At 71.1% G+C, this 22,475-nt stretch carries 14 protein-coding genes and 1 tRNA gene; 6 read left to right on the top strand and 9 right to left on the bottom strand.

Translation table 11 applies throughout. The annotated features are described in order from the left end of the window. Positions 1-146: 146 nt before the first annotated feature. The 3 genes from ABD164_RS15700 to ABD164_RS15710 form a co-directional block, all read right to left on the bottom strand. Positions 147-223 (bottom strand) — tRNA-Met (locus ABD164_RS15700). Positions 224-306: 83 nt separating this feature from the next. Further along, positions 307-3,234 carry a UPF0182 family membrane protein gene (locus ABD164_RS15705; RefSeq protein WP_344297234.1) on the bottom strand — a complete coding sequence of 976 codons (2,928 nt, stop codon included), beginning with the start codon at positions 3,232-3,234 and terminating at the stop codon, positions 307-309. Positions 3,235-3,304: 70 nt separating this feature from the next. After that, complete coding sequence (locus ABD164_RS15710) at positions 3,305-4,420, bottom strand: YlbL family protein (protein ID WP_344297235.1); 1,116 nt, start codon at positions 4,418-4,420, stop codon at positions 3,305-3,307. Between the two features lie 219 nt (positions 4,421-4,639). Between ABD164_RS15710 and ABD164_RS15715 the strand changes: the two genes are divergently transcribed. Further along, entirely contained in the window at positions 4,640-5,959 is a 1,320-nt protein-coding gene (locus ABD164_RS15715; protein ID WP_344297251.1) for a zinc-dependent metalloprotease, read from the top strand. A gap of 850 nt (positions 5,960-6,809) precedes the next feature. Here the strand turns inward: ABD164_RS15715 and ABD164_RS15720 are convergent. Further along, on the bottom strand, positions 6,810-8,573 hold the full coding sequence (locus ABD164_RS15720) for an ATP-dependent helicase (protein ID WP_344297236.1): 1,764 nt from the start codon (positions 8,571-8,573) through the stop codon (positions 6,810-6,812). Further along, the gene (nudC, locus tag ABD164_RS15725; RefSeq protein WP_344297237.1) at positions 8,558-9,514 is read right to left on the bottom strand and encodes an NAD(+) diphosphatase; all 957 of its coding nucleotides are present in this window, start codon (positions 9,512-9,514) and stop codon (positions 8,558-8,560) included. Before nudC ends, ABD164_RS15720 begins: the two co-directional genes overlap by 16 nt. Positions 9,515-9,600: 86 nt before the next feature. Here nudC and ABD164_RS15730 point away from each other — a divergent pair, with 86 nt between their 5' ends. Then, the gene (locus ABD164_RS15730) at positions 9,601-10,722 is read left to right on the top strand and encodes a phosphotransferase (RefSeq protein WP_344297238.1); all 1,122 of its coding nucleotides are present in this window, start codon (positions 9,601-9,603) and stop codon (positions 10,720-10,722) included. 43 nt (positions 10,723-10,765) lie between these two features. Here the strand turns inward: ABD164_RS15730 and ABD164_RS15735 are convergent, their stop codons facing one another. Continuing rightward, positions 10,766-14,107: an ATP-dependent helicase gene (locus ABD164_RS15735; RefSeq protein WP_344297239.1), complete on the bottom strand. Its 3,342-nt coding sequence runs from the start codon at positions 14,105-14,107 to the stop codon at positions 10,766-10,768. After that, the gene (locus ABD164_RS15740; RefSeq protein ID WP_344297240.1) at positions 14,104-17,223 is read right to left on the bottom strand and encodes a PD-(D/E)XK nuclease family protein; all 3,120 of its coding nucleotides are present in this window, start codon (positions 17,221-17,223) and stop codon (positions 14,104-14,106) included. Before ABD164_RS15740 ends, ABD164_RS15735 begins: the two co-directional genes overlap by 4 nt. 93 nt (positions 17,224-17,316) lie before the next feature. On the opposite strand from ABD164_RS15740, the gene ABD164_RS15745 reads away from it, so the two are divergent. Both ABD164_RS15745 and ABD164_RS15750 read left to right on the top strand, forming a co-directional pair. Then, complete coding sequence (locus ABD164_RS15745; RefSeq protein ID WP_344297241.1) at positions 17,317-17,541, top strand: DUF3107 domain-containing protein; 225 nt, start codon at positions 17,317-17,319, stop codon at positions 17,539-17,541. Between the two features lie 2 nt (positions 17,542-17,543). After that, on the top strand, positions 17,544-17,849 hold the full coding sequence (locus tag ABD164_RS15750) for a hypothetical protein (protein WP_344297242.1): 306 nt from the start codon (positions 17,544-17,546) through the stop codon (positions 17,847-17,849). A gap of 64 nt (positions 17,850-17,913) precedes the next feature. Here ABD164_RS15750 and ABD164_RS15755 read toward each other — a convergent pair whose 3' ends face one another. Then, positions 17,914-18,624, bottom strand: coding sequence for a ferritin-like fold-containing protein (locus ABD164_RS15755; RefSeq protein WP_344297252.1), 711 nt, complete (start codon positions 18,622-18,624; stop codon positions 17,914-17,916). A gap of 149 nt (positions 18,625-18,773) precedes the next feature. Between ABD164_RS15755 and ABD164_RS15760 the strand changes: the two genes are divergently transcribed. Beyond that, on the top strand, positions 18,774-20,285 hold the full coding sequence (locus ABD164_RS15760; protein WP_344297243.1) for a DEAD/DEAH box helicase: 1,512 nt from the start codon (positions 18,774-18,776) through the stop codon (positions 20,283-20,285). 102 nt (positions 20,286-20,387) lie between these two features. Here ABD164_RS15760 and ABD164_RS15765 read toward each other — a convergent pair whose 3' ends face one another. Continuing rightward, on the bottom strand, positions 20,388-21,287 hold the full coding sequence (locus ABD164_RS15765) for a PHP domain-containing protein (protein WP_344297244.1): 900 nt from the start codon (positions 21,285-21,287) through the stop codon (positions 20,388-20,390). A 76-nt stretch (positions 21,288-21,363) separates the two neighbouring features. Here ABD164_RS15765 and ABD164_RS15770 point away from each other — a divergent pair, with 76 nt between their 5' ends. Then, complete coding sequence (locus ABD164_RS15770; RefSeq protein WP_344297245.1) at positions 21,364-22,386, top strand: endonuclease/exonuclease/phosphatase family protein; 1,023 nt, start codon at positions 21,364-21,366, stop codon at positions 22,384-22,386. Positions 22,387-22,475: the final 89 nt, after the last annotated feature.

The following is a 22,475-nucleotide window of genomic DNA, read 5'->3' on the forward strand; positions in this document are numbered from 1 at the left end:
CTCAGCGCAGAAGGAGGCCTCCGGCACCGAACCGGATGGGCAGGACGCACATGACACGCCCGCATCATCCACACGTTCTTGCCTATACGCCTGGACCGCTTCAACAAACGAAGTCCCGGTCAGAATTGCTTCTGACCGGGACTTCTTGGTTGCGGGGGCAGGATTTGAACCTACGACCTCTGGGTTATGAGCCCAGCGAGCTACCGAACTGCTCCACCCCGCGGCACAAGAGATAACTTATCACGCGGTTGCGGGGCGGCCAAATCGGCGCGGCGCGATGAGTGTGCTCATCGCGCAGGTCGACGGTCACTGGGCCGAGGTTGTCGGGGCGTCGGGCGTACCCGTCAGCGTGAGCAGGCTTGCGATGATCTCGGCGAGCTTCGCGTCGGCAGCGCCGTAAGCCGCCCAGTCGCCCTCGGCGAGCGCTGCCTGCTTGTTCTGCAGCTCTTGTGCCGCCTCGTTGAGCAGGGCCTGCACCTCGTCGCTCGGCACGACCGGCGTGGTCGGCGTCTCACCCTCACCCTCGCCCTCGGTGGGCGGGGTTGTCGGAGTGCTCGGGTCGACCGTCTCGTCACCGGCCGCAGCCCCGGAGTCGCCGCCGAAGAGCACATCGAGCGCCTGGTCGAGGGTATCTTGGAAGGCGATCTGGTCGCCGAACGCGACGAGCACCTTCTGCAGCAGCGGGAAGCTCGTGTTTCCGGTCGACTTCACGTAGACCGGCTGCACGTAGAGCAAGCCGCCGCCCACCGGAACCGTGAGCAGGTTGCCGTTGATCACGTCGGACTGCCCCTGCTTCAGCAGGTTGAGCGATTGCGAGACGCTCGGGTCGGAGTTGAATTTCGCCTGCACCTGGCCGGGGCCGGGCACGTTGTCGTCTTCGGGCAGGGTGAGCAGCCGCAGCTTGCCGTAGCCCTCTGCGCGTTCACCCTCGGTGGCGCCGGCGTCGGCGTCGACCGCGAGGTAGCCCCGCAGCACATTGCGGCTCTGGTCGCCGCTCGCCTCGGGGATGAAGGTCGAGTAGAGCGAATACGCGGGGGCGTCTTGACCGGGCATCTGCATCGTCAGGTAGTACGGCTGCTGCAGGATCGTCGTGTTGGCGCCCTCGGTGGGGTCTTTCGGAGTGGTCCACGCGTCGTCACGTGAGTAGAACGAGCCCGCGTCGGTCACGTGGTAGCGGCCGAGCACGGCTCGCTGCATCTTGAAGAGGTCTGCCGGGTACCGCACGTGGCTCATGAGGTCGCCCGACATCTCGCTCATCGGCTCGAGCGTCGCCGGGAACACCTTCTGCCACGTCTTCAGAATCGGGTCCTCATCGTCCCACGCGTAGAGCGTGACCGAGCCGTCGTAGGCATCGACCGTCGCCTTCACCGAGTTGCGGATGTAGTTGACCTCGTCGAACGCGAGCGTCGGTGCGACGCCCTCGCTGTCGGCGATCGCGTCGCTCATCGAGACCTTGTTCGAGTACGGGTACTGGTCGGACAGCGTGTAGCCATCGACGATCCAGACGATGCGACCGTCGACCACCGACGGATAGGTGTCGGTGTCGAGCGTGAGGTACGGAGCCACCTTCTGCACGCGCTGGATGGGGTCGCGGTCGTAGAGGATCTGCGAGTCGGTCGTGACCTCGTCGGAGAGGAAGATCTGCTCGGACTGGAACTTGAGCGCATAGACGAGCTTCGTGAAGAGATTGTCGAGCGCGGGGCCGCCCTCGCCATCGAAGGTCGTCTGCGTCTGCCGGTCATTGTCGCCGCCGGCCGGGTAGTCGAGCTCGATGGGGTCGTTGCCCTCGGGCGCACCGACGATCGAGTACTGCGGCGAGCCCTCGCCGAAATAGACGCGCGGCTCGAACTCTCCGAGGTCGCCGGTCTGGGGGATGCCCGACTGCAGGAATACGGGCTGGCCGTCGACCGACCGCTGGTTGCCCGCCGCGGCCACGAGGCCGTATCCGTGCGTGTAGACGAGGTGGGAGTTGAACCACGTGTCGGCGTCACCGAGACCTGAGACGTTCACGTCGCGCACGGCGACCACGGTGTCGCGGGTCTCGCCGTCGATCTCGTAGCGGTCGACGTCGAGGGCTTCGGGGAACTGGTAGTACTGGCGGAACTGCTCGAGTTGCTGGAACGCCGGCGCGATCACGAGCGGGTCCATGAGGCGGATGTTCGCGGTGGTCTCGGCGTCGGCGCGGAGCGCGCCCTGCTCAGCGTCGGTCTTCGCCTCGAAGGGGATCTCTTCGACTTCGGCGACACCGTAGGCGTCGCGCGTGAGATCGATGTTGCGCTGCACGTACGGCGCTTCGAGTGACTTCGCGTTCGGTTCGACCTGGAAACGCTCGATGACCCACGGGTACAGCGAGCCGATGATGAGGCTCGTGACGATGAGCAGCGCGGTTCCGACGAGCGGCAGGCGCCAGCGGCCGATGATCGCAGTGATGAAGAACAGGATCGCGACGACGCCGGCGACGGCGGCGAGGATGCCCCGGCCCGGGATCGTGGCGTTGACGTCGGTGTATGCCGCACCGGTGATGAGCGAGCCGGTCTCGGTGACCGTGGCGTACTGGTCGAGCCAGATGCTGACGGCCTGCAGCAGCAGGTAGATGCCCGCGGTGACGGCGATCTGCACGCGCGCCGACTTCGAGATGACGACCTCGCGGCCGCTCACGCGGATGGCACCGTAGAGGTAGTTGGTGGCGATGACGAGCAGCACCGAGAGCAGCACCACGGCCGAGGCGAACCCGACGATGGAGCGGTAGAACGGCAGTTCGAAGACGTAGAACCCGATGTCGAAGCCGAACTGCGGGTCGGTGCTACCGAACGGCGTGCGGTTCAGCCAGGCGAGCGCGCCCTCCCATCGGCTCGACGCCGAGACGCCCGCGAAGATGCCGAGCACCACGGGAATGCCGTACATCGCGAGCCTGCGCAGCGGCTCGAACACCTCTTGGTAACGATCGAGTTGCGAATTGAGTTTCGCGTATACCGGACGGGTGCGGTAGGCGATCTGGATCGACGCCCAGATCGGCACCGCCATCGCGAAGAACCCGATGAGGAACAACACGATTCGCGAGACCCACTCGGTCGTGAGCACTGGCAGGTAGCCGAGCTGGCTGTACCAGAGCACATCGGCATAAAGCCCGGTGAACGCGAAGAACGCGATCACGAGAGCTGCCACCACCCCGATGGTGATCGCGATCGGCGCGCGCCTCCGCGGGTTCCTCGGTTCCTGGGTCTGTGCTGACACTCTCGGCCTCAATGTTCGGTCGGATGGGATCGACAATCCATCCTAGGGTCGCGATTCTTGGAACGGGCTGTCACCCGGCCTCGCACGTTGCATACGAGCCGTTCACCTCGCCGTCGGCGACGTCTTCGACCACGGTTCGGGCCTCGTCGAGCGTCTTCACAGCGAAGACACTGAGGCCGTCGGGCACGTGGCCGACGACTTCGTCGCAGTTCGACTCGGGCGCGAGGAACCACTCGGCACCGGCATCGAGCGCACCCCAGAGCTTCGGCCGGATTCCGCCGATGGCTCCGACCGCACCAGCAGAGTCGATCGTGCCGGTGCCGGCCACGATCTCGCCACCGGTCATCGCGCCGGGCGTGAGCTTGTCGACGATGCCCAGGGCGAACATCATTCCGGCGCTCGGCCCGCCGACGTTGTCGAGTTGCAGTTCGACGTCGATGGGGAACTCGTACTCCATGCGCACGCCGACGCCGAGCACCGCGGTACCGCCGCGGTCGACCGGCGTCACCTCGACGGTCTGCTCGACGCCGTCGCGCACGAGCACGATCGACGCCGGGTCATCCGACCCGTGCTCGCCCACCGCGTGCTGCAGCTCGGCGATCGAGAACACCTCGGTGCCGTCGAGCGAGACGATGACATCGCCCGCCTCGATGACGCCGTCGGCCGGCGAGCCCTCGAGCAGCGTGACGACGGTCACCTCACGAGGGAACTCGTAGCCGAGTTCGACGAGCGCGGCCGCGATCGCGTCTTGTTGCGAATCGACCATCGCGACCTGGTTCTGCTCGTCGCGTTGCTCGTTCGTTATGCCGGGAGGGAAGATCGCCTCGACCGGCACGACCGAGCGGGTGCGGTCGAACCAGGCGCCGAGCACCTCGAGCCAGTTGGGTGTCGCGCCCGGCCGCCCGACGACCGAAATGGTGAGCAGATTGAGTTCGCCGTCGGTCGGGAACGTCGTCTCGTCGGGGATCTCGATGAGCGGCACCTCGTCGCCGTCGCCGTTCTCGGCGGTGCCGAGGGTATCGTAGACGGGGCCGGGCTGCTCGATCACGTACGGCGACGGCATCAGCGCGAACACGATCGCGATGACCGTGGCGACGGTGATCGCACCCCACCCGATGCGCTCGCGGAGCGGGCGACGCTCGAGACGGGCATGCGACGGCGCAGGCTCGTCGGAGAAGAGGGCCATGGGTGTTCCTTCCGGGGCGACGGGTCGTCGCACGATGCGCGCCCGGGGCCGGCGCTGTTCGCGAAGGGCGGACACCCGGAACGCCCAGCCTAAGCCATTTCCCAGACATGCCGCCGTACCGCGGCGTTACGGTTGAGAACACGAAAAGTGGAGGTGACGGCAGTGGCCGATCAGCGCGACGAGCCCGGCGAGCCCAACCCCGAAGACGAGTTCCGCGAGATGTTGCGCGAGCTGCTCTCGGGCTCGGGCGGAATCGACCCCTCGAGTCTCGCGGGCGCCGCCGGGCTGCCCAACGACCCTGCCGCACTTGCTGCGCTCTTCGCCCAGCTGCAGCAGGCCATGAATAACGCCGACGACGGCATCGACTGGAGCGTGGCGCTTCGCCAGGGCGAAGAGCGGGCGGCGTCGACGCAGACCCAGATCACGGCAGACGAGCGCCCGCGCTTCGACCAGGCCTTCCAGGTCGCGTCGCTGTGGCTCGACGAGGCGGTCGACTTCTCGTCGCTGCCGCAGACGCCCGAGGTGCTCACGCGACGCGCCTGGGTGTCGGCGACCATGGCGATCTGGTCGCAGCTGGCCGAGCCGGTCGCGCTGTCGATCTCCGATGCGCTCACACGCGTGATGACCGAGCAGGCGCCCGAAGAGATGCGCTCGATGATCGCGGGCGCGAGCAAGATGATGCGCGGCATCGGCGGCGCCCTCTTCGCGATGCAGCTCGGCCAGGTGGTCGGCCAGCTCGCCACCGAGGTCGTCTCGGGCGGCGACATCGGCATCCCCCTGCTCGACGACGGTCGCGCCGCGATCCTGCCGCAGAATGCCGCGGAGTTCGGCGCAGGCCTCGACATCCCCGACGACCAGGTAGAGCTGTACCTCGCCGTGCGCGAGCTCGCGCACGCCCGCCTCTTCCGGCACGCCCGCTGGCTGCGCCTGCACCTCATCACCGCCATCACGGCGTTCGCGCGCGGCATCGACATCGACACCGAGCGGCTCGAGCACCTCGCCGAGGGCTTCGACCCGTCGAACACCGAAGAGCTGCGCAATGCCGTGGTCAGCGGCGCGCTCATCCGCCCCAAGAGCGAGACGCAGCAGGCGGCGCTCGACCGACTCGAGACCATGCTCGCCCTCGTCGAGGGCTGGGTCGACGCGGCGACGGCCGACGCGACATCGCGCCTGCCGAAGTCCGATGCCGTCGCCGAGTCGATTCGGCGTCGCCGGGCATCGGGCGGTCCTGCCGAGTCGGCCTTCGCGACCCTCGTGGGCCTCGAGTTGCGGCCGCGCCGCCTGCGCGAGGCGACCGCGATGTGGCGCGCGGTGACCGACGCGGTCGGCGTCGAGGCGCGTGACGCATTGTGGGCGCACCCCGACCTGCTGCCGACTGCCGCCGACCTCGACGACCCGAGTGGGCTCGTTGCCCGGCTCACAGGCACGGACACCGCCGAGGCCACGGCCGACGACGAGTTCGACCAGGCGCTCGAGCAGCTGCTGCGCGGCGAGACGCCCGCGGCACCCGGCGAAGACGGTGCGGCCCCGCAGGGCTGAACGAGCGGGCACGGGCCTCGACTCGCTTCGCCGGCAGATCACCGGAATCCGCCCTGTGGAGGGATTCCGCCGCGATCCCGGCGATTCGGGCATGCTCACCACATGGCCCCGCGCATCGACCCGGCACTCCCCCTCGTGTGGCGCTCGCCCACCGAACTGCAACTCGGCGGGTTGCATCCCCGCGTCGTCATGCGCGACCCGGGCAGCCTCGAGACCGGACTCCTCGCCGCCCTGCGGCACGGCGCCTCAGTCGCGACGCTGCGCACGATCGGCGCGGGACTCGATGGCTCTCCGGCCGAGGTCGATAGCGTGCTCGAGCAGCTCGCGCCGGCGTTCGACACGGCAACGGATGCCCCACGCCCCGCACTCGACGGCGGCACCGGTCGTGTCGTGGTCGATGCCGACGGCGAGGTCTCGCGCCTACTGCTCGCGAACCTCGCCGCGCTCGGCCACACCGCGGTGCGGCTCGATGACCTCGACCTCGACGGCGCCGGCGACGACAACGCCGGCGACCGCGTCGTTCTCGCGGTGATCGCCGCCCCATGGGTGATCCCGCCGGGTCGGCACCTGCCATGGTTGCGCCGCGACGTGCCGCACCTCGCCGTCGTCGACGACGAACGCGGCCTCACGATCGGCCCGCTCGTCGAACCCGGGCGCGGCCCGTGCCTGCGCTGCGTCGAACTGACCCGCCGCGACACCGACGCCTCGTGGCCGGCGATCGCAGCGCAGCTCGCGGGGCGACCCGCGCCGCACCCCGGTCATCGCCCGGCGTTCGACGCTGCTGCGGCCGCGGCATCCGTCGTCGACGACCACGTGCGACTCGGCCGCACAGCCCTCGCGGGCGCGTCGCTCACCCTCGCGGCCGGCGTTGCCCCGCTGCTGGCGCCGCACCGGCCGCACCCCGAGTGCGGGTGTCGAGCTCCTGCAGGAACCGAGACGGCTCCCGCCCGCCGCGATGTGCGCCCACCTGGCGCGCCCAACTCAGTTCGAGCCGTCGCCGTGCCCGCGTGATGCCCACGTACAGCAGCCGCCGCTCTTCGTCGACGGCGTCGAAGCCCTTGGCGTAGGCGATGGGCAGCATGCCCTCGCTCAGACCCACGACGTACACCTCGTCCCACTCGAGGCCCTTCGCCGAGTGCAACGTCGCGAGCGTGACGACCGCGAGCGCCGGTTCGTGCTGCGCCTCGGCCCGCGCGCGCAGGTCGTCGGCGAACTGCCGGAACGTCATGCCCTCGGGCGCGTCGTCGACGAGGCGCGCGATCGCATTGAGCGACTCCCACCGACTGCGTACCGCACCGGGGCCCTCGGGCGGTTGCACGCTCCAGCCGAGCGAGCGAAGCACATCGCTGACCGACTTGAACAGGGGCTCGCCCGCGATGGTGAGCGCCGCGGCGCGCAGCGCGTGCACGGCCTGACGCACCTCGGGCTGGTCGAAGAACCGCGCGGCGCCGCGCACGCGCGAGCCCACGCCGACCTCGTCGAGCGCGCGCTCGAGCACGGCCGATTGCGAGTTCACGCGCATGAGCACCGCGATCGACTCGGGCGGCGCCCCCTCGTCGATGCGGGCGCGGATGCGGGTGGCCACGCCCCTCGCCTCGGCGAGCTCGTCGGCGTACGCGACGATGCTCGGCACCGGGTCATCCGCCGTGCTCTCGCCCTCGATCGCGGACTCCAGCCGCAGCGCTCCGGCGCGGCCGCGCATCAGCCGGTTCGCGGTCTCGACGATCGGGGCGCTCGATCGATAGTTGCGCTCGAGCCTGACGAGCGTGACGTCGGCGTAGCGGCGCTCGAAGCCGAGCAGGTACTCGGAGCTCGCTCCCGCGAACGAGTAGATGGTCTGGCTCGCGTCGCCGACGACGCAGACGTCGTCGCGATCGCCGAGCCACAGCTCGAGCAGCTGCTGCTGCGCGGGCGAGACGTCTTGATACTCGTCGACGATGAAGTGTCGATAGGTCTCGCGCACATGCATGGCGACGGATGCCTCGGACTCGATCATTCCCGCGGTCGCGAGCAGCACGTCCTCGAAGTCGAGCATGCGCCGCTCGTCTTTCAGCTGCTCGTAGGCCTCGACGAGGGCGAGGAACTGGTCTGGCGTGAGGTCACCCGGCGCGCCGCGCGTAGCGAGCCGCTCTGGGTAGGAGTCGGGGCCGCGCCCGCTCACCTTGCGCCTCTCGATCTCGGAGGCGACGTCGCGCAGCGTCGGCACGTCGACCCTGAGCCGTGCGCGCTCGGCGGCTTGGCCGAGCAATCGCCCCTTGTACTCGAGCACGCGCGGCGCGGAGCCGCCCGCGACGATCGGCCAGAAGTGGTTGAGCTGCGCGAGCGCCGCGGCGTGGAACGTGCGTGCCTGCACGGCGCCCGCGCCGAGCCGGCCCAACCGGGCGCGCAGCTCGGCGGCGGCACGCGACGTGAAGGTCAGGGCCATGACCCGGGCAGGGTCGTACGACCCCGAGGCGACGCCGTAGGCGATGCGGTGGGTAATCGCGCGGGTCTTGCCGGTGCCGGCACCGGCGAGCACGCAGACCGGCCCGTTGAGCGCCTCGGCGACGACGCGCTGCTCATCGTCGAGCGCCGCGAGCAGGGGGTCGTCGGCCGTCGTCACGACGCCGGCCAAGCCGGCAGGCGCCCCTCGGGATCGATGGGCCCGCCGTACCAGCGCTCGATGAGCCAGCGTGCGATCGACGTTTCGCCGGGCAGCACGACGCCGCCGAACGCGGCGGTGATCTCGTTGCGGGTGAACCAGCGCAGCTCGAGGATCTCTTCACCGTCGGGCGTCGCCGTCGACGGGTCGACGCCCGGCGCGAGTCGGGCAGTGAACCCCAGCATGAGGCTCGCCGGCATCGGCCACGGCTGCGACGCGACGTACTCGACGCGATCGACGAGCAGGCCCGCCTCTTCACCGATCTCGCGGATCACCGCCGACTCGAGCGACTCGCCCGGTTCGACGAACCCGGCGAGCAGCGAGAACCGGCGCTGCTCCCACAGCGCGTTCGAGCCGAGCAGCAGGCGGTCGTCGTCGTCGGTGACGATCACGATCACCGCGGGGTCGGTGCGCGGAAAGACCAGGTTGCCCTCGCGTTCGCAGCGCCGCGCCCACCCGGCCTGCACGGGCTCGGTCGGCGCGCCGCAACGCGGGCAATGCGAGTGACCGGCGTGCCAGTTCGCGAGGGCGATCGCCTCGACCACGAGGCCCGTGTGGTTCACCGGCAGCAGCGGCGCCGTTGCGCGCAGCCCCTGCCAGCGGGCGGCCTCGGGTTCGATGAGGTCGGCCGACGCATCGTCGAAGACGCGAAGCTCGACCGGAGTGTCGCCGTCGCGCCCCAGGTAGCATCGCAGCTCCGATGCGGGCAGGTCGGCCGGATGACGCAGCTCGAGTACCGGCTGCGACCCCTCGATGCGCTCGGCAAGCAGTACCCGGCTGCCGCGCACCGCGAGCACCCGCGACGCCGGATCGGCATCGAACCGGGCGGCGAACCCGGGGTCGTCGCGTTCGGCGGCGTCTCGATCGATGACGGCACGAGCGAACGGCGGCGGCGAGAGGTCGGGATCTGTCACGGGGCACCCTTCACGGCTCGATGCGGTGTCGGCCGGAACGCGTGGCGGTCGCCAGAAGCCGCAGATGCCTGCTTAAGCTGTGTGCCATGGCCAGACCACCTCTCACCTTAGCCGCGTTGGCCACGGCGGCAGTGCCCGGCCTCGAGGTGCGCGCCGCCCGCGCGCACACCCGACGCAGCCACGGGGCGTTCGACGCCGTCGAGTTCCGCACCACCGACGACCGTCACCTGCTCATCCGGGTGCCGCGCTCGCAGTCGGCCGAGTCCGAGCAGTCGGCCGACCTCGTCGCCCTTCGTGCGATGAGTCCCGGCATCCGCTCCAGGCTGGCGTTCCGCGTGCCCACGTTCGTCGGGCAGGCACCGATCGACGGCACGCGCGGCGTCGTCACCGAGTTCATCCCCGGCGCGGTGCTGGGCGCCGACGAGCTGACTGCACACGACCGGCTCGCGACATCCGTCGGACTGGCCGTCGCGGCGATCCACTCGCTGCCGACCGGATTCATCGCCGACGCGGGTCTGCCGCGCCAGACGGCCGAGCAGTCGCGCGACGCGGTGGTCGAACTCGTCGGCCGGGCGGCCGACACGGGTCACCTGCCGGCGGCGATCCTGCGCCGCTGGGAGGAGGCGACCGACGACGCCGCGCTCTGGCGCTTCCGGCCGACCGTCGTGAACGGCGCACTCACGGCCGACTCCATCCTCGTCGACGGCGACACCGTGAGCGGGGTGCTCGGCTGGGCCTCGCTCGCCGAGAGCGACCCGGCCCGTGACCTGCACTGGCTGCTCACGTCGCGCGGTGAGGCGGCCGAGGCCGCGCTGGGCGCCTACGTCGGCGCACGCAACGGCGGCGCCGACTCGCACCTGCCGCAGCGGGCACTGCTCTACGGCGAACTCGAACTCGCCCGCTGGCTGCTGCATGGCGTCGACGGGCACGATGACGCCATCATCGACGATGCGGTCGGGCTGCTCGACGGTCTCGTCGAGAGCGTGCACGATCGGTCGAGCGAGCCGCTCTCGCCCGAGACCGGCCCGATCCTCGCCGTCGGTGAGGTCGAGCGGATGCTCGACGAGACACCCCACGACCGCCTCGCCGGCGAGGGCGGCGGCGCCCTGCTGACCGACAGCTACGACTTCTCGGAGCTCGAGCGCCACGCCGCGGGCGAGCGGCCGACCCCGCCCTTGGACGCGACCGCGCCCATACCCTCGACCTGAGCGACTGGGGCGATGCGGCACCTTTGGCGTCGGGCGTCGACGATCAGGCCGACGCCGCCGCCTCTGACGCCGACGCCTCGACCGACGCCCAGGCCCGGCGCAACGCGGCCTCGTCGTAGAGCCGGTCGGGCCGGATGACCCGGTCGTCTTCGACGAAGTAGAACACGGCGTCGATGCACTCGGGATCGATACCCGCCCAGTGCGCGTACGCGAGCCGATAGAGGGCGAGCTGGGTCTGCTTGAGCTCGAGGTCGCGCGCGTCGCGCGGCGATCTTCCGGTCTTCCAGTCGACGACCTGCACACGGATGCCCCGTGCCCCGAGTTCGCTGTCGGGCTCGACGTCGTAGACGGCGTCGAGCTTGCACACGAACACGTTCGCGCCGATCGGCAGGTGGAGTTCGAGTTCGACGGCGCGCGGCCTTCGGCGACCCCATTCAGAGGCGGCGAACGTCGCCTGCAGCGCACGCAGGCGTTCGGGCGAGGCGTCGTCGACCATGCTGTCGCGCACCTCGCCGACTTCGGCCACGAGCCCGTCGTCGCCGGTACTGAGGCCGAGGCCGAGGCCGAACGGGTCGAGGCCGTCGATGTCGTCGAGGGCGGCCGCAGCACCCTCGCCGGTCGAGCGGTGCTCGACCCACTCGTGGAAGAGGGTGCCGATGCGGGTCGCGCGGAACGGACGTTGCGGCATCGGCCGGCGCAGTGCCGCACCGACCGCGGCGGGGTCATCGACGTAGTCCTTGAACCGTGACGCCGGAACGCGGGCGGGGATCTCGATCACGGCATGGCCCTCTTCACGGCGACGGCGCTCTTCGAGCAGCAACTGCAGGTGCTCGGCGAGTCGCGGCCCGATGCCGGTGCCGCTCGGCAGCCGGGCCGCGGCACGCACGGCGTCGGCCGCGGCCACGACCGGGGCGCGTCGAGCGCCGAGCGGGTCGAACGGCCAGCGCGGTCGGTCGGCGACTTCGCCGCGAGGGTTCTCCACGTCGATGGGCGCGGTCGGAAGCACATCGGCGGGGATGATGCCGGCCTGCACGAGCTCACGCAGGAACCCGCTCGGCGGTCGCGGGGTCTTCTGCGTCGACCACCACGAACCCGTGAGCAACAACTCGGCCCGGGAACGGGTGAGGGCGACGTACGCCAGCCGTCGCTCTTCGTCGGCGTGACGCTCACGGTTCTCTTCGGCGAACGCCGAGACCGCCTCATCGAACTCGGCCTGGCTCTGCACGCCGCGCCACGCCAGCTCGGGCAACTCGTCGGCGTCGCCCTTGAACTCGTTCGGCAGCTCGCCGAACGCGAGCCAGCCCTTCGCCGAGCGCGGCTTCGAGGGCAGTTCAGCGTCGACGAGCCGCGGAATGGCGACGAGGTCCCACTCGAGGCCCTTCGAACCGTGGATCGACAGCACCTGCACCGCCCCGGGTTCGGGCTCGTCTTGGCGGGGTGCGAGGCGATCGCGCTGCTCGGCTTCGGTGAGCCATCCGAGGAACGCACCGAGCGTGGGGTGCTCGGCCACGTCGACGAAGGCCGTCAGCAGCTCGTCGAACGCCTCGAGGCTCGGCGCGCCGAGCGGCTGGCCGGCGTTCGCGGCGACCTCGATGTCGAGCAGCAGTTCTTGTTGCACGAGGCCGACGAAGTCGACGAGACCGAGCCCCGCGCGTCGGCGCAGCGACTGCAGCTGCGCGCCGGCCCGGCGCATGCGTGCCAAGCCGATCGCACTGAACCCACGCAGCGCCGAGTGCGTGTCGGGCGCATTCAGCAGGAAGTCGAGGGCGTCGATGATCGACGGCGACTCGTCGGCGGCGATCGACGCCCGCAGCCCGGCCCGCACGTCGTCATGCAATCGGCGGGTGGAGAGGTCGCGGTCGACGAGCCACTTGGCGAGGCCATGCAGCGCCGCGAGGTCTGCCGGGCCGATGCGCCATCGTGCGCCGCCGAGCACACGAACGAGCTCGGATCCGGCCGTGGGGTCGTGCAGCACGCGCAGCACGCACACGAGGTCGGCGATGACCGGCTGGTCGAGCAGCCCGGCCATTCCCAGCACATGCACCGGCACGCCCCGCGCGCGCAGCGCCGCCGTGAAGATGCCGACGCTCGCGAAGGTGCGGCAGAGCAGCGCTCCGCTCGCACCGTCACCGGCCGCGCGCCCGAGCCGCCGCTGGAACCACTCCGCAACCCGGTCGGCCTCGTCTTCGACGGTCTCGGCCCAGGCGACGTCGAGCCGCCCCTGCCCGGCGAACGGCGACGCGCTGAGCGGTGCCTTGGGGATCCCCGCGTCGAGCGGCCCGATGAGCACGTTCGCTGCGTCGAGCACGATGCGCGGGTTGCGCCAGCTCGTGGACAGGTCGTAGACGCTCACCGACTGCAGTCGCGCGAAGTCACGGCCGAATCGCGCGAGGTTGGCTGCGCTCGCGCCCCGCCAGCCGTAGATCGACTGGTCGGGGTCGCCCACCGCCATCACCGACTGGTCGGCGAAGAGCGTCGACAGCAGTCGCGTCTGCACGACGCTCGTGTCTTGGTACTCGTCGAGCAGCACGGTGCGATACCGCTCGCGGTGGGCGGCGACCACCTCGGGATGGCGCTCGCAGATCGCGAGCGCGAGCGCGATCTGGTCGGAGAACTCGACGTAACCGCGCTGCCGCTTCGCCTCGGCGTAGGCGTCGGCGAGGTCGAGTAGCGGCGGCAGCGCGTCGACGACGCCGAGCGAGTCGACGAACGAGGCGAAGTCAGTGCGCTTGCGCGGCGCCTCGATGGGCAGCCCGCGCATCTGCAGGAAGTCGCGCGTCATCGCCCGCACGTCGCGACTGTCGGCGACGTTCTCGGCGAGCGCGCGGCTGAGCGAGAGCACGGCGCCCGTGACACGGTCGAGCGACGCGTCGAGTTCGACGAGCCGCGGGTCGGTCGACGCTGCGACGACCGATCGAGCGAGCTGCCAGGCGGAGGCCTCGCCCAGCACTGCGGCGTCGGGCTCGCGCCCGATGAGCATCGCGTGCTCACGGTAGATCGAACTCGCGAAGGCGTTGTACGTGCCGACCGAAGCGGACTCGAGCGGGTCGAGCGAGACCTCGGCGATGCCCTCGTCGACGAGCTGCGCGACCCTCTGGCGCACCCGCTCGGCGAGCTCGGCGGCGGCCTTGCGCGTGAAGGTCAGCCCGAGCACGTCTGGAACGTCGACGTGGCCGTTCGCGAGCAGCCAGACGACCCGGTTCGCCATGGTCTCGGTCTTGCCGCTGCCCGCGCCCGCCACGACGATGCTCTGCCCGTGCGGGTCGGCCTCGATCACCGCGCGCTGCTCGGGAGTGGGCGCGTGCAGGCCGAGCCTGGCGGCGATCTCGAGTGCGCCGAGTGGGGTACGAACCGGCGAGCCGCCCGAGCCCACCGATCCGATCACGCGCACACCGCCGGGACGAGGTGCACGCGGTACTGCCAGCCCCCGAACCGAGACCGGTAGCCGAGTTCGGCGGGCCCCTCGAACTCGTTGCCGGCCATGGTGCGCCCGACCGCGGCGAGACGCTCGCGGAACGCCGCCTCGGCATCGTCGTCGAACGGCTGCTGCACGCGTTCGGTATAGCCCGCGCCCCGTGCGGGCTTCGCGAGGTAGACCAGCTTCGCTCCCCCGAGCACGCCCGCGCTCGGGATCTCGCCGACACGTGCCGCGAGCTGGTAGGCGGCGAGCTGCGGATGCCCCGCCGTCTGGTCACTCGTCGGCGGGGTGCGACCCGTCTTGAGGTCGACGATGACGGTCGTTCCGTCGGCCGACGCCTCGACCCGGTCGATCGTGCCCGAGATGCGCACGCGATCGACGACGAGCGTGAACCGCCCCTCGGCACCGAGCAGCACCTTGCCGTCGTCGGCGAAGCTCGCGAGGTAGTCGGCCGCGCCCTCGGCCATCGCCCTGGCGCCGCGCCGCTCGCGTTCGGCGACCCAGCCGGCCTCGAACCGAAGCTCGCGCCAGCGCGCCTCGACCGCCGACCAGATCACGTCGATGCTCGTATCGCCGTCGTCGCGGGCGCCGACCTCTTCGACGACGGCGTGCACCAGTGTGCCGATCGACGCGGCGACCCCCGACGGCGGTGAGGCGACATGGTCGATGAACCAGCCGAGCGGGGACTCTTCAGCGCGATCGATCTGCGACGGGGAGATCGGCACCAGTGCCTCGGGGTCGGCGTCGAGGTCGACGAGTGGAGCGACGGTCGACGGGTCGGCGAGCCCGTACCAGTCGGCCGGGTCGGCACCCGGAATCCCCGCTTCGGCGAGCAGGGCGAGTGCCGCCGGAGCCTCGCCCGCGGGTGACGCCACCGCCTCGCGGCGGAGCGCGCCGACGAGCCCGCGCAGGTGCATTGGCCGCCGCCGGGCCACGCGGATGCGCTCTGGCGCGTAGCCCATGAGCATCGACGGCTGCTCGTCGTCGTTGGTCGTGCAGCTGAGCACCAGTTGCCGCTCGGCGCGCGAGGCCGCGAGCGCGAACAGGCGCAACTCGTCGCCGCGCACCGAGGCCCGGGCCTCGGCGATGCCCTCGGGCGACGGCAGCACGGCACCCGACCGCGCGGCGGCCGCGGCGCGGGCGAGGAGCCCCGCGTGCAACAAGGTGCCCCGCGGGCGCAGGTTCGGCCAGACGCCGTCTTGCAGGCCGGCGACGACGACGACCTCGAAGGAGCGGCCGATGAGGGCGGGCGGCGTGGTGACGACCACCGACTCGGCGCTGCGCTGCGGGGCCAGCGAGTCTTCGGGCAGCTCGCTCGCGAGCACCTCGTCGACGAATCGCACGGCCGACCCGTCGGGCTCGCGCTCGGAATGGCGCTGCGCCGCGGCGAACAGCGCGACGGCGGCGTCGAGTGCCCGGTTCGCCTCGTCGGCGAGCACGCCCGTGCCGCGCGCCTGCGCGCCCCACTCGGTCGCGAGGCCGCTGCCCTCCCACAGCGCCCACAGCACATCCTCGATCGAGCCCCCGCCGGCGACCACCGCACGTGCCGCGCCGAGCAGCTTGGCGAGCCGCGCAGCGCGACGGGCGGGCGCGGCATCGATCGTCTCGAAGCCACCCGGTACGGCGAGCGCGTCGACGAGCAGCTCGTCGCCGGTGCGATTGCCGCCCGCCGCGAGCTCGTCGTGTCGCAACGTGAGGCGCAGGCGCCGCAGGCCGACTGCGTCGAGCCGCCCGATGGGCCCGGTGAGCAACGCGACGGCGAGTTCGGGCGTGAGCGGCTCACGGTCGAGCACGAGCGATGCCGCCGCGAGGAGGGCCGCAGCCGCCGGCGCGTCGCGCAACGCCGTGCGTGCCGCGCTGCCCGCCGTGGGCACGTCGGCGAGCGCGAGTGCGCGTTCGAACGCGGGCACGTCGCCTCCGGACCGCAGCACGACGGCCATCTTCGACCAGGGCACGCCGTCGAGCAGGTGCCGCTCGCGAAGCAGGCCCGCGACGGCTTGGCATTCGGCCGCGTGCGACGGTGCCTCGATGCCGAGCACCGGCGCGAGCGGATCGTCGGCGACCGCACCCGGATCTACCGCCTGTGGCGCGATGATCGCCGTACGGTGGCGCCCGCCGAGCGCCGTGCCGATGTGCATGGTCGCCGACTGCACGACCCGGCGCAGGGCCCCGTTGCCGCGGTGCACCGACGGCAGCTCGACGCGACGCACGTCGGCGCCGTCGAGCACGGCTGCAAGCGAGCCCAGCAGCTCGGGGCGGCCGCCTCGGAAGCCGTTGCTGGCGACGTCGGGGTCGCCGAGCGCCACGACCTGCGCGCCTCGTGCGGCGAACGCGCCGAGCAGCGCGGCCGTGGTCTCGGTGGCCTCCTGTGCGTCGTCGACGACGAGCAGGCGCAACCCCGCCAGGGTGCCGAGGGCACCCGCCGCTTCGACATCGTGAACGCTGCGCCGCACGATCGCGGCGGCGAAGGCTGCGAGCTCGCTCGAATCGAACTGCGTCGGCCGCAGCTGCTCTTTGACCTCGGCGTACTCGGCGAGGAACTCGCCCGCCGCGACCCACTCGGGCCGGCCGGCACGCCGCCCGAGCTGCGTGAGCTGCTCGGCGTCGATGCCGTGCTCGACGGCTCGCATCATGAGGTCGCGCAGCTCGGAGCGGAACCCGCGAAGCGAGCGCACGTCGACCGTGAGCGGGTCGGGCCACGCGGGGCCGAAGCCGTCGCTGATGCCGCCGGCGAGCAGCTCGCCGATGATGTGGTCGTGCTCGGCGCCCGTGAGCAGGGTGACCGGCGCACCGGTGTACGCCCGCACGAGTTGGAATGCGACCGAGTTCGCCGTGCGCGCGAGCGGGCCCCGCGTGGTGACGCCGAGTCGCACGGCGAGCGCGTCGCGCAGCGAGGTGGCCGACGCGCGCGTGGCCGACACCACGAGCACCTCGTCGCTCGAGTACCCGAGACGCTCGACGCGATCGGCGACGAGCTCGATGGCGAGGGTCGTCTTGCCGCTGCCGGGCGCGCCGAAGACCGCCGTGTGCTCGACTGTGGCGAGCTGCTCGACGAGGTCGGGAGCGGTGCGGATGCCCTGCATGGGCGCAACGCTAACCCGTTCCGCCGACAGTGAACGCGAACGGCTCGGCACGTCGGGTGTCGTAGTGTTTCAGCAACAGTAGAAAGGCGCACCGTGGACGTTCGCATCGGCATCCAGAACTCACCCCGTGAACTCTCGTTCGAGACTTCGCAGTCCGCCGCCGACGTCGAGCAGGCGGTCGCCGCCGCCCTCGCGGGGCAGTCGACCTTGCTCAAGCTCTCCGACGACAAGGGCACCGTGTACGTGGTTCCGGCCGCCGCGCTCGCCTACGTCGAGATCGGCTCCGAAGAGTCGCGCCGCGTCGGCTTCGTCGCCTGACCATGGAGCTCCTCTTCGTCGCCCTCGGCGGAGCGATCCTCGGCGTCGCCGCTCATTTCGCCTTCCACTACCGGCACCTGCGCGGCGTCGCCGTCGTCCCGGCGATCGGCACCGCCGTCGCATCGCTCGTGTGGGTCGGTCTCACCTGGCTCGGCTGGGCCTGGGACGGCGGCTGGATCTGGGTCGTTTCGCTGGTCGCGGCAGGCATCGCGTCTGCGGCATCCGCGTACCTCATCGGGCCGGGCCGCGAGCGAGCCGATGCCGCCCTCTTCGAGCGGCTGTCGCGTCCCGGTAGCGGGCGCGCCTGAGCGCCTGCCGCATCGCCGCACCACGTTGAGTCGACGCCGACGACCCTGACGCGAGCCGACCCGGTCAGGCGGTGAGCCCGAGCGCGTCCATGCGACGTGTGTGCTCGGCGATGAGCTCGGTGAAGACGGGCTCGACGCGCTCGCCCGACCGGTCGGCCGAGTCACTGGCCCGCAGCGCCGACCGGGCGATGAGCAAGGTGTCGCCGACGATGCTGCGCCCCCAGAGTGCGAGCCGGTCGGCGAGGCCGGGTTCGGCCGTGATCGCGGCGCGCAACTCGGTCTCGAGCACGCCGCCGGCGCCCTCTTCATGCAGGATCGCACGAACCCGGGTGCCGAGCTCGACTGGCAGGCCCTCGGCGAGGCGTGAGAAGTAGTCGTCGAGCATGCCCGACGTGACGTGGATGCCGAGCAGCAGCTCGTACCAGTCGGCGCCGGCAGTCGACTCGCCGAGCCGATCGGTCGCGGGCGCGAACGGCGCCATCACCGCGTCGGGTTCGACGTCGAGCCGCCGCAACTCGGCGATGAGGTCGTGATGCTTGCGCAGTGCGACGCCGGCGGCGGCGCTCAGTCCCTCTTTCGCTGCCAGCGTCGGCGCCGTCGCCACCGCCTTCGACAGCGATTCGAAGAAGTCGAGCTGGATGTACGCGGCCTGGCCGAGGAACGCCACCGGCTCGGGGACCAGTTCGGTGAAGTCGACGCGCGTGAGGTCGGTCGGAACGACGCGCGGGCGCAGCCGCGGCAACTCGGGGCGCGCTTTGCGCCGGCTCGACCACATCACCACCCAGACAGCTTATCGGGGCTCTCAGGCAGTCTCCGATAGGGTAGAGGCTGCACGCGGGCGATGGAACCGCGGCCGTGCGCCTGGGGTTGAGAACGGGGCGCATCTTTCACCGTCACTTTCAGGCAACACCGACAGGCAGGCTTTTGAGCACTTTCACCGAACTCGGCATCGCGTCCGACATCGTCGACGCACTCGCCGGGAAGGGCATCGTCGATGCCTTCCCCATCCAGGAACAGACCATTCCCCTCGCCCTCTCGGGCCAAGACATCATCGGCCAGGCGAAGACCGGCACCGGCAAGACCTTCGGGTTCGGACTGCCGATCATCCAGCGCCTCGGCGACGACCCCGAGGGCGGCGTCAAGGCGCTCGTCGTCGTGCCCACACGCGAGCTGTGCGTGCAGGTGACCGAAGACCTCGAGCTCGCGACATCCAATCGGCCGACGAAGATCGTCTCGATCTACGGCGGCAAGGCCTACGAGGGCCAGATCGAGCAGCTCAAGGCGGGCGCGCAGATCGTCGTGGGCACCCCCGGGCGACTGCTCGACCTCGCGTCGCAGCGCCTGCTCTCGCTCAAGAACGTGAGCGAGATGGTACTCGACGAGGCCGACAAGATGCTCGACCTCGGCTTCCTTCCCGACATCGAGAAGCTGATGGCGCAGATCCCCGCGACTCGCCACACCATGCTCTTCTCGGCGACGATGCCGGGCCCGATCGTCGCGCTCGCCCGCCGTTTCATGGTGCGACCCATCCACATCCGCGCGACCGACCCCGACGAGGGCCTCACGCAGGCGAACATCAAGCACCTCGTCTACCGGGCGCACTCGCTCGACAAAGACGAGGTCATCTCGCGCATCCTGCAGGCCGAGGGTCGTGGCAAGACCGTGATCTTCACTCGCACGAAGCGCGCGGCGGCGAAGCTCGTCGAAGAGTTGGGCGACCGCGGCTTCAATGCGGCGGCGGTGCACGGCGACCTGAACCAAGACCAGCGCGAGCGCGCCATGGCGGCGTTCAAGGCCGGCAAGAAAGACGTGCTGATCGCAACCGATGTCGCAGCACGCGGCATCGACGTCGACGATGTCACCCACGTGATCAATCACACGATCCCCGACGACGACAAGGCGTACCTGCACCGGGTCGGCCGCACCGGCCGCGCCGGCAAGACCGGCATCGCGGTCACGTTCGTCGACTGGGACGACCTGCACAAGTGGGCGCTCATCAACCGTGCTCTCGAGTTCGGCCAGCCCGAGCCGACCGAGACCTACTCGTCGAGCCCGCACCTCTACTCAGACCTCGACATCCCCGCGGGAACGAAGGGCCGGCTGAAGCCCGCCTCGGCCGTGGCAGCACCGACGCGTTCGGCCACGGCGGGCCGCCACGAGTCGCGCAACGAGGCATCCGGCGACCGTGCGCCCCGCAACCGCACCCGCAATCGCACCCGCGGCGGCCGCCCCGCGGGCGATGAGTCGGCGACGTCGGCCGCGCCCGCTTCGACCGACGGCACCACCGCGGTCGCCTCCGTCAGAGAGGCCGGCACCGGCACCCACGACGGCAAGGGCCACGAGCACCACGACGGCAAGCCCGCACCCCGCCGCCGCCGTCGCCGTGGCGGCCGCGGTGGCGGGCAGTCGGCTCCGGCGACGACCCCGCAGGCCTGACTCCTCCGGTCGAGTCGGCGCGCAAGCGCCGTATCGAGACCAGACGACCGATTGTCACGATCGGCAGCTGCGGTCTCGATACGCGCGCTGCCTTGTCGTGCGCTACTCGACCGGCGGTTCAGCTGTTGCGATCGCCGGCAGCACCGCGTGCGTTCCGGTGCCCTCGGCGATGACCTTCGAGACCACGTCGGGCGCCGTGCGGCACTCGCCCAGCCGGTTCGGCTTTCCGGTGCCGTGGTAGTCGCTCGAGCCGGTGATCTCGAGGCCGAACCGGGTGGCCAGCTCGCGCAGCCGCGGCTTCGCGTCGGCGCGGTTCTCGGGGTGGTCGACCTCGAGCCCGAAGAGCCCGGCGTCGACGAGTTGGCGCAGCCGACGCGGCGGAACGACCTGCTCGGCGCCGCGCGTGCCGGGGTGTGCGAGCACGGGCACCCCGCCGGCCGCGCGGATGAGGCGCACCCCCGTGAGCGGGTCGGGCGCGTAGTGCGGTCGGGCGTATCCCCACTGCGGGTGCAGGATGCTCGCGAACGCGGCCGACCGGTCGGGCGCGTGCCCGCGCGCCACGAGCGCGTCGGCGATGTGCGGGCGGCCGATGGTCGCACCCTCGGCGGTCTGCGCGAGCACGTCGTCCCAGCTGAGGGCGTAGTCGCGCCCGATGCGCCGCACGATGTCTTCGGCGCGCGACAGGCGTGACTCGCGGATACGGGCGGTCTCGTCGACCAGTGCCGCATCGAGCGGGTCGACGAGGTACGCGAGCAGGTGCACGCTCATGTAGCCCTCGCGCGTCGACAGTTCCATGCCGGGGATGAGCGCGACCCCGGTCTCGGGTACTGCCGCGGCGGCCTCGGCCCACCCGCTCGTCGAGTCGTGGTCGGTGAGGGCGATGCCCCAGAGCCCGGCGGTCGCGGCCTGCTCGAGCAGGCGCGCCGGCGACTCGGTTCCGTCGGACACCGTGGAGTGCGTGTGCAGGTCGGCTTCGCCGATCGCTGCGCGGGCGTCTGACATTCCTCAATGCTAGTGGCGGCGTCTGCGCCGGCAGCTCACCGCCGACTCCCAGCGGTTCGCCTCTATCGTGGGTGGAATGCTCCCCCGCATCCTCGGCTGGGCCGTCGTGCTCGGCACCGCAGCCGTTGCGTTCGTGCTGGCCTGGCCGCAAGCCCTCGGCCTGCAGAACCAGTGGGTCGCCGCGCACGTCGTCGCGCTGCGTGGTGCAGCTGCCGGCATCGGCATCCTGTTCGCGGTGTGCTTCGCACTGTTCGCCATCGCACCCCGATCTCGGCGTTTCTGGGTCGCGATGGCGACCGTGCTCGCGCTCTTCGCCGCGGGCAACATCGCCGTGCTCGCCGTGCGCGGCGCCGGCGGCTCCGAGGTCGCCGAGCCCGGGTCATCCGACATCGTCACGGTGCTCTCGTGGAACACGCTCGGCGAGGTGCCCGACGCGCAGACGATCGCGGACCTCGCCATCGACGAGGGCGCCGATGTCGTCGTTCTGCCCGAGACGACCGACCCGCTCGGCGAGGCCGTCGCGATCGCGATGCGCGAGGGCGGCAGCCCGATGTGGGTACACACCCAGGCATACGACGACATCGCCAAGGCACGATCGACGACCCTGCTCATCAGCCCCGACCTCGGCTCCTACACGGTGACCTCGGCCGAGTTTCCCGGGCCGCCCGGCAACACCAACACGGTGCCGAGCGTCGTCGCCGACCCGGTCGACGGCGACGGCCCGCGCATCGTCGCAGTGCACGCTGTGGCCCCCATCAGGTGGGAGTTGCGCAACTGGCGCAGTGACCTCAAGTGGCTCGCCGCGCAGTGCGAGGGCGACGACGTGATCATGGCGGGCGACTTCAACGCGACACTCGATCACTTCGCCGGGCATGGCGCCGACGGTGGCGACCTGGGTCGCTGTTCGGATGCCGCGGCCGCGGCCGGTTCGGCGGCGCTCGGCACCTGGCCGACCGACGTGCCGCCGTTGCTCGGCAGCCCGATCGACCACGTGCTCGCGACGCCCGGCTGGACGGTCGACGGGTTCCGCGTGGTCGACGAGCTCGACGGCGCGGGCAGCGACCACCGACCGATCGTGGCAACCCTCAGCCGCGGCTGACGACCGCCCCGCCACACGCCAGTCTCCCCCTCCTCCCTTCTCCCCGCCCCCTTCTCCCCGCCCCCTTCTCCCCTCCCCCTCCTCCCCTC

The sequence above is a fragment of the Agromyces neolithicus genome (assembly GCF_039529735.1).
Lineage (GTDB): Bacteria > Actinomycetota > Actinomycetes > Actinomycetales > Microbacteriaceae > Agromyces > Agromyces neolithicus.

Coding starts and splice junctions, on each gene's coding strand:
- ABD164_RS15765 (WP_344297244.1), bottom strand. CDS start 21,287: ATGTCAGACGCCCGCGCAGCGATCGGCGAAGCCGACCTGCACACGCAC.
- ABD164_RS15755 (WP_344297252.1), bottom strand. CDS start 18,624: ATGTGGTCGAGCCGGCGCAAAGCGCGCCCCGAGTTGCCGCGGCTGCGC.
- ABD164_RS15750 (WP_344297242.1), top strand. CDS start 17,544: ATGGAGCTCCTCTTCGTCGCCCTCGGCGGAGCGATCCTCGGCGTCGCC.
- ABD164_RS15715 (WP_344297251.1), top strand. CDS start 4,640: ATGTTGCGCGAGCTGCTCTCGGGCTCGGGCGGAATCGACCCCTCGAGT.
- ABD164_RS15730 (WP_344297238.1), top strand. CDS start 9,601: ATGGCCAGACCACCTCTCACCTTAGCCGCGTTGGCCACGGCGGCAGTG.
- ABD164_RS15710 (WP_344297235.1), bottom strand. CDS start 4,420: ATGGCCCTCTTCTCCGACGAGCCTGCGCCGTCGCATGCCCGTCTCGAG.
- ABD164_RS15740 (WP_344297240.1), bottom strand. CDS start 17,223: ATGCAGGGCATCCGCACCGCTCCCGACCTCGTCGAGCAGCTCGCCACA.
- ABD164_RS15770 (WP_344297245.1), top strand. CDS start 21,364: ATGCTCCCCCGCATCCTCGGCTGGGCCGTCGTGCTCGGCACCGCAGCC.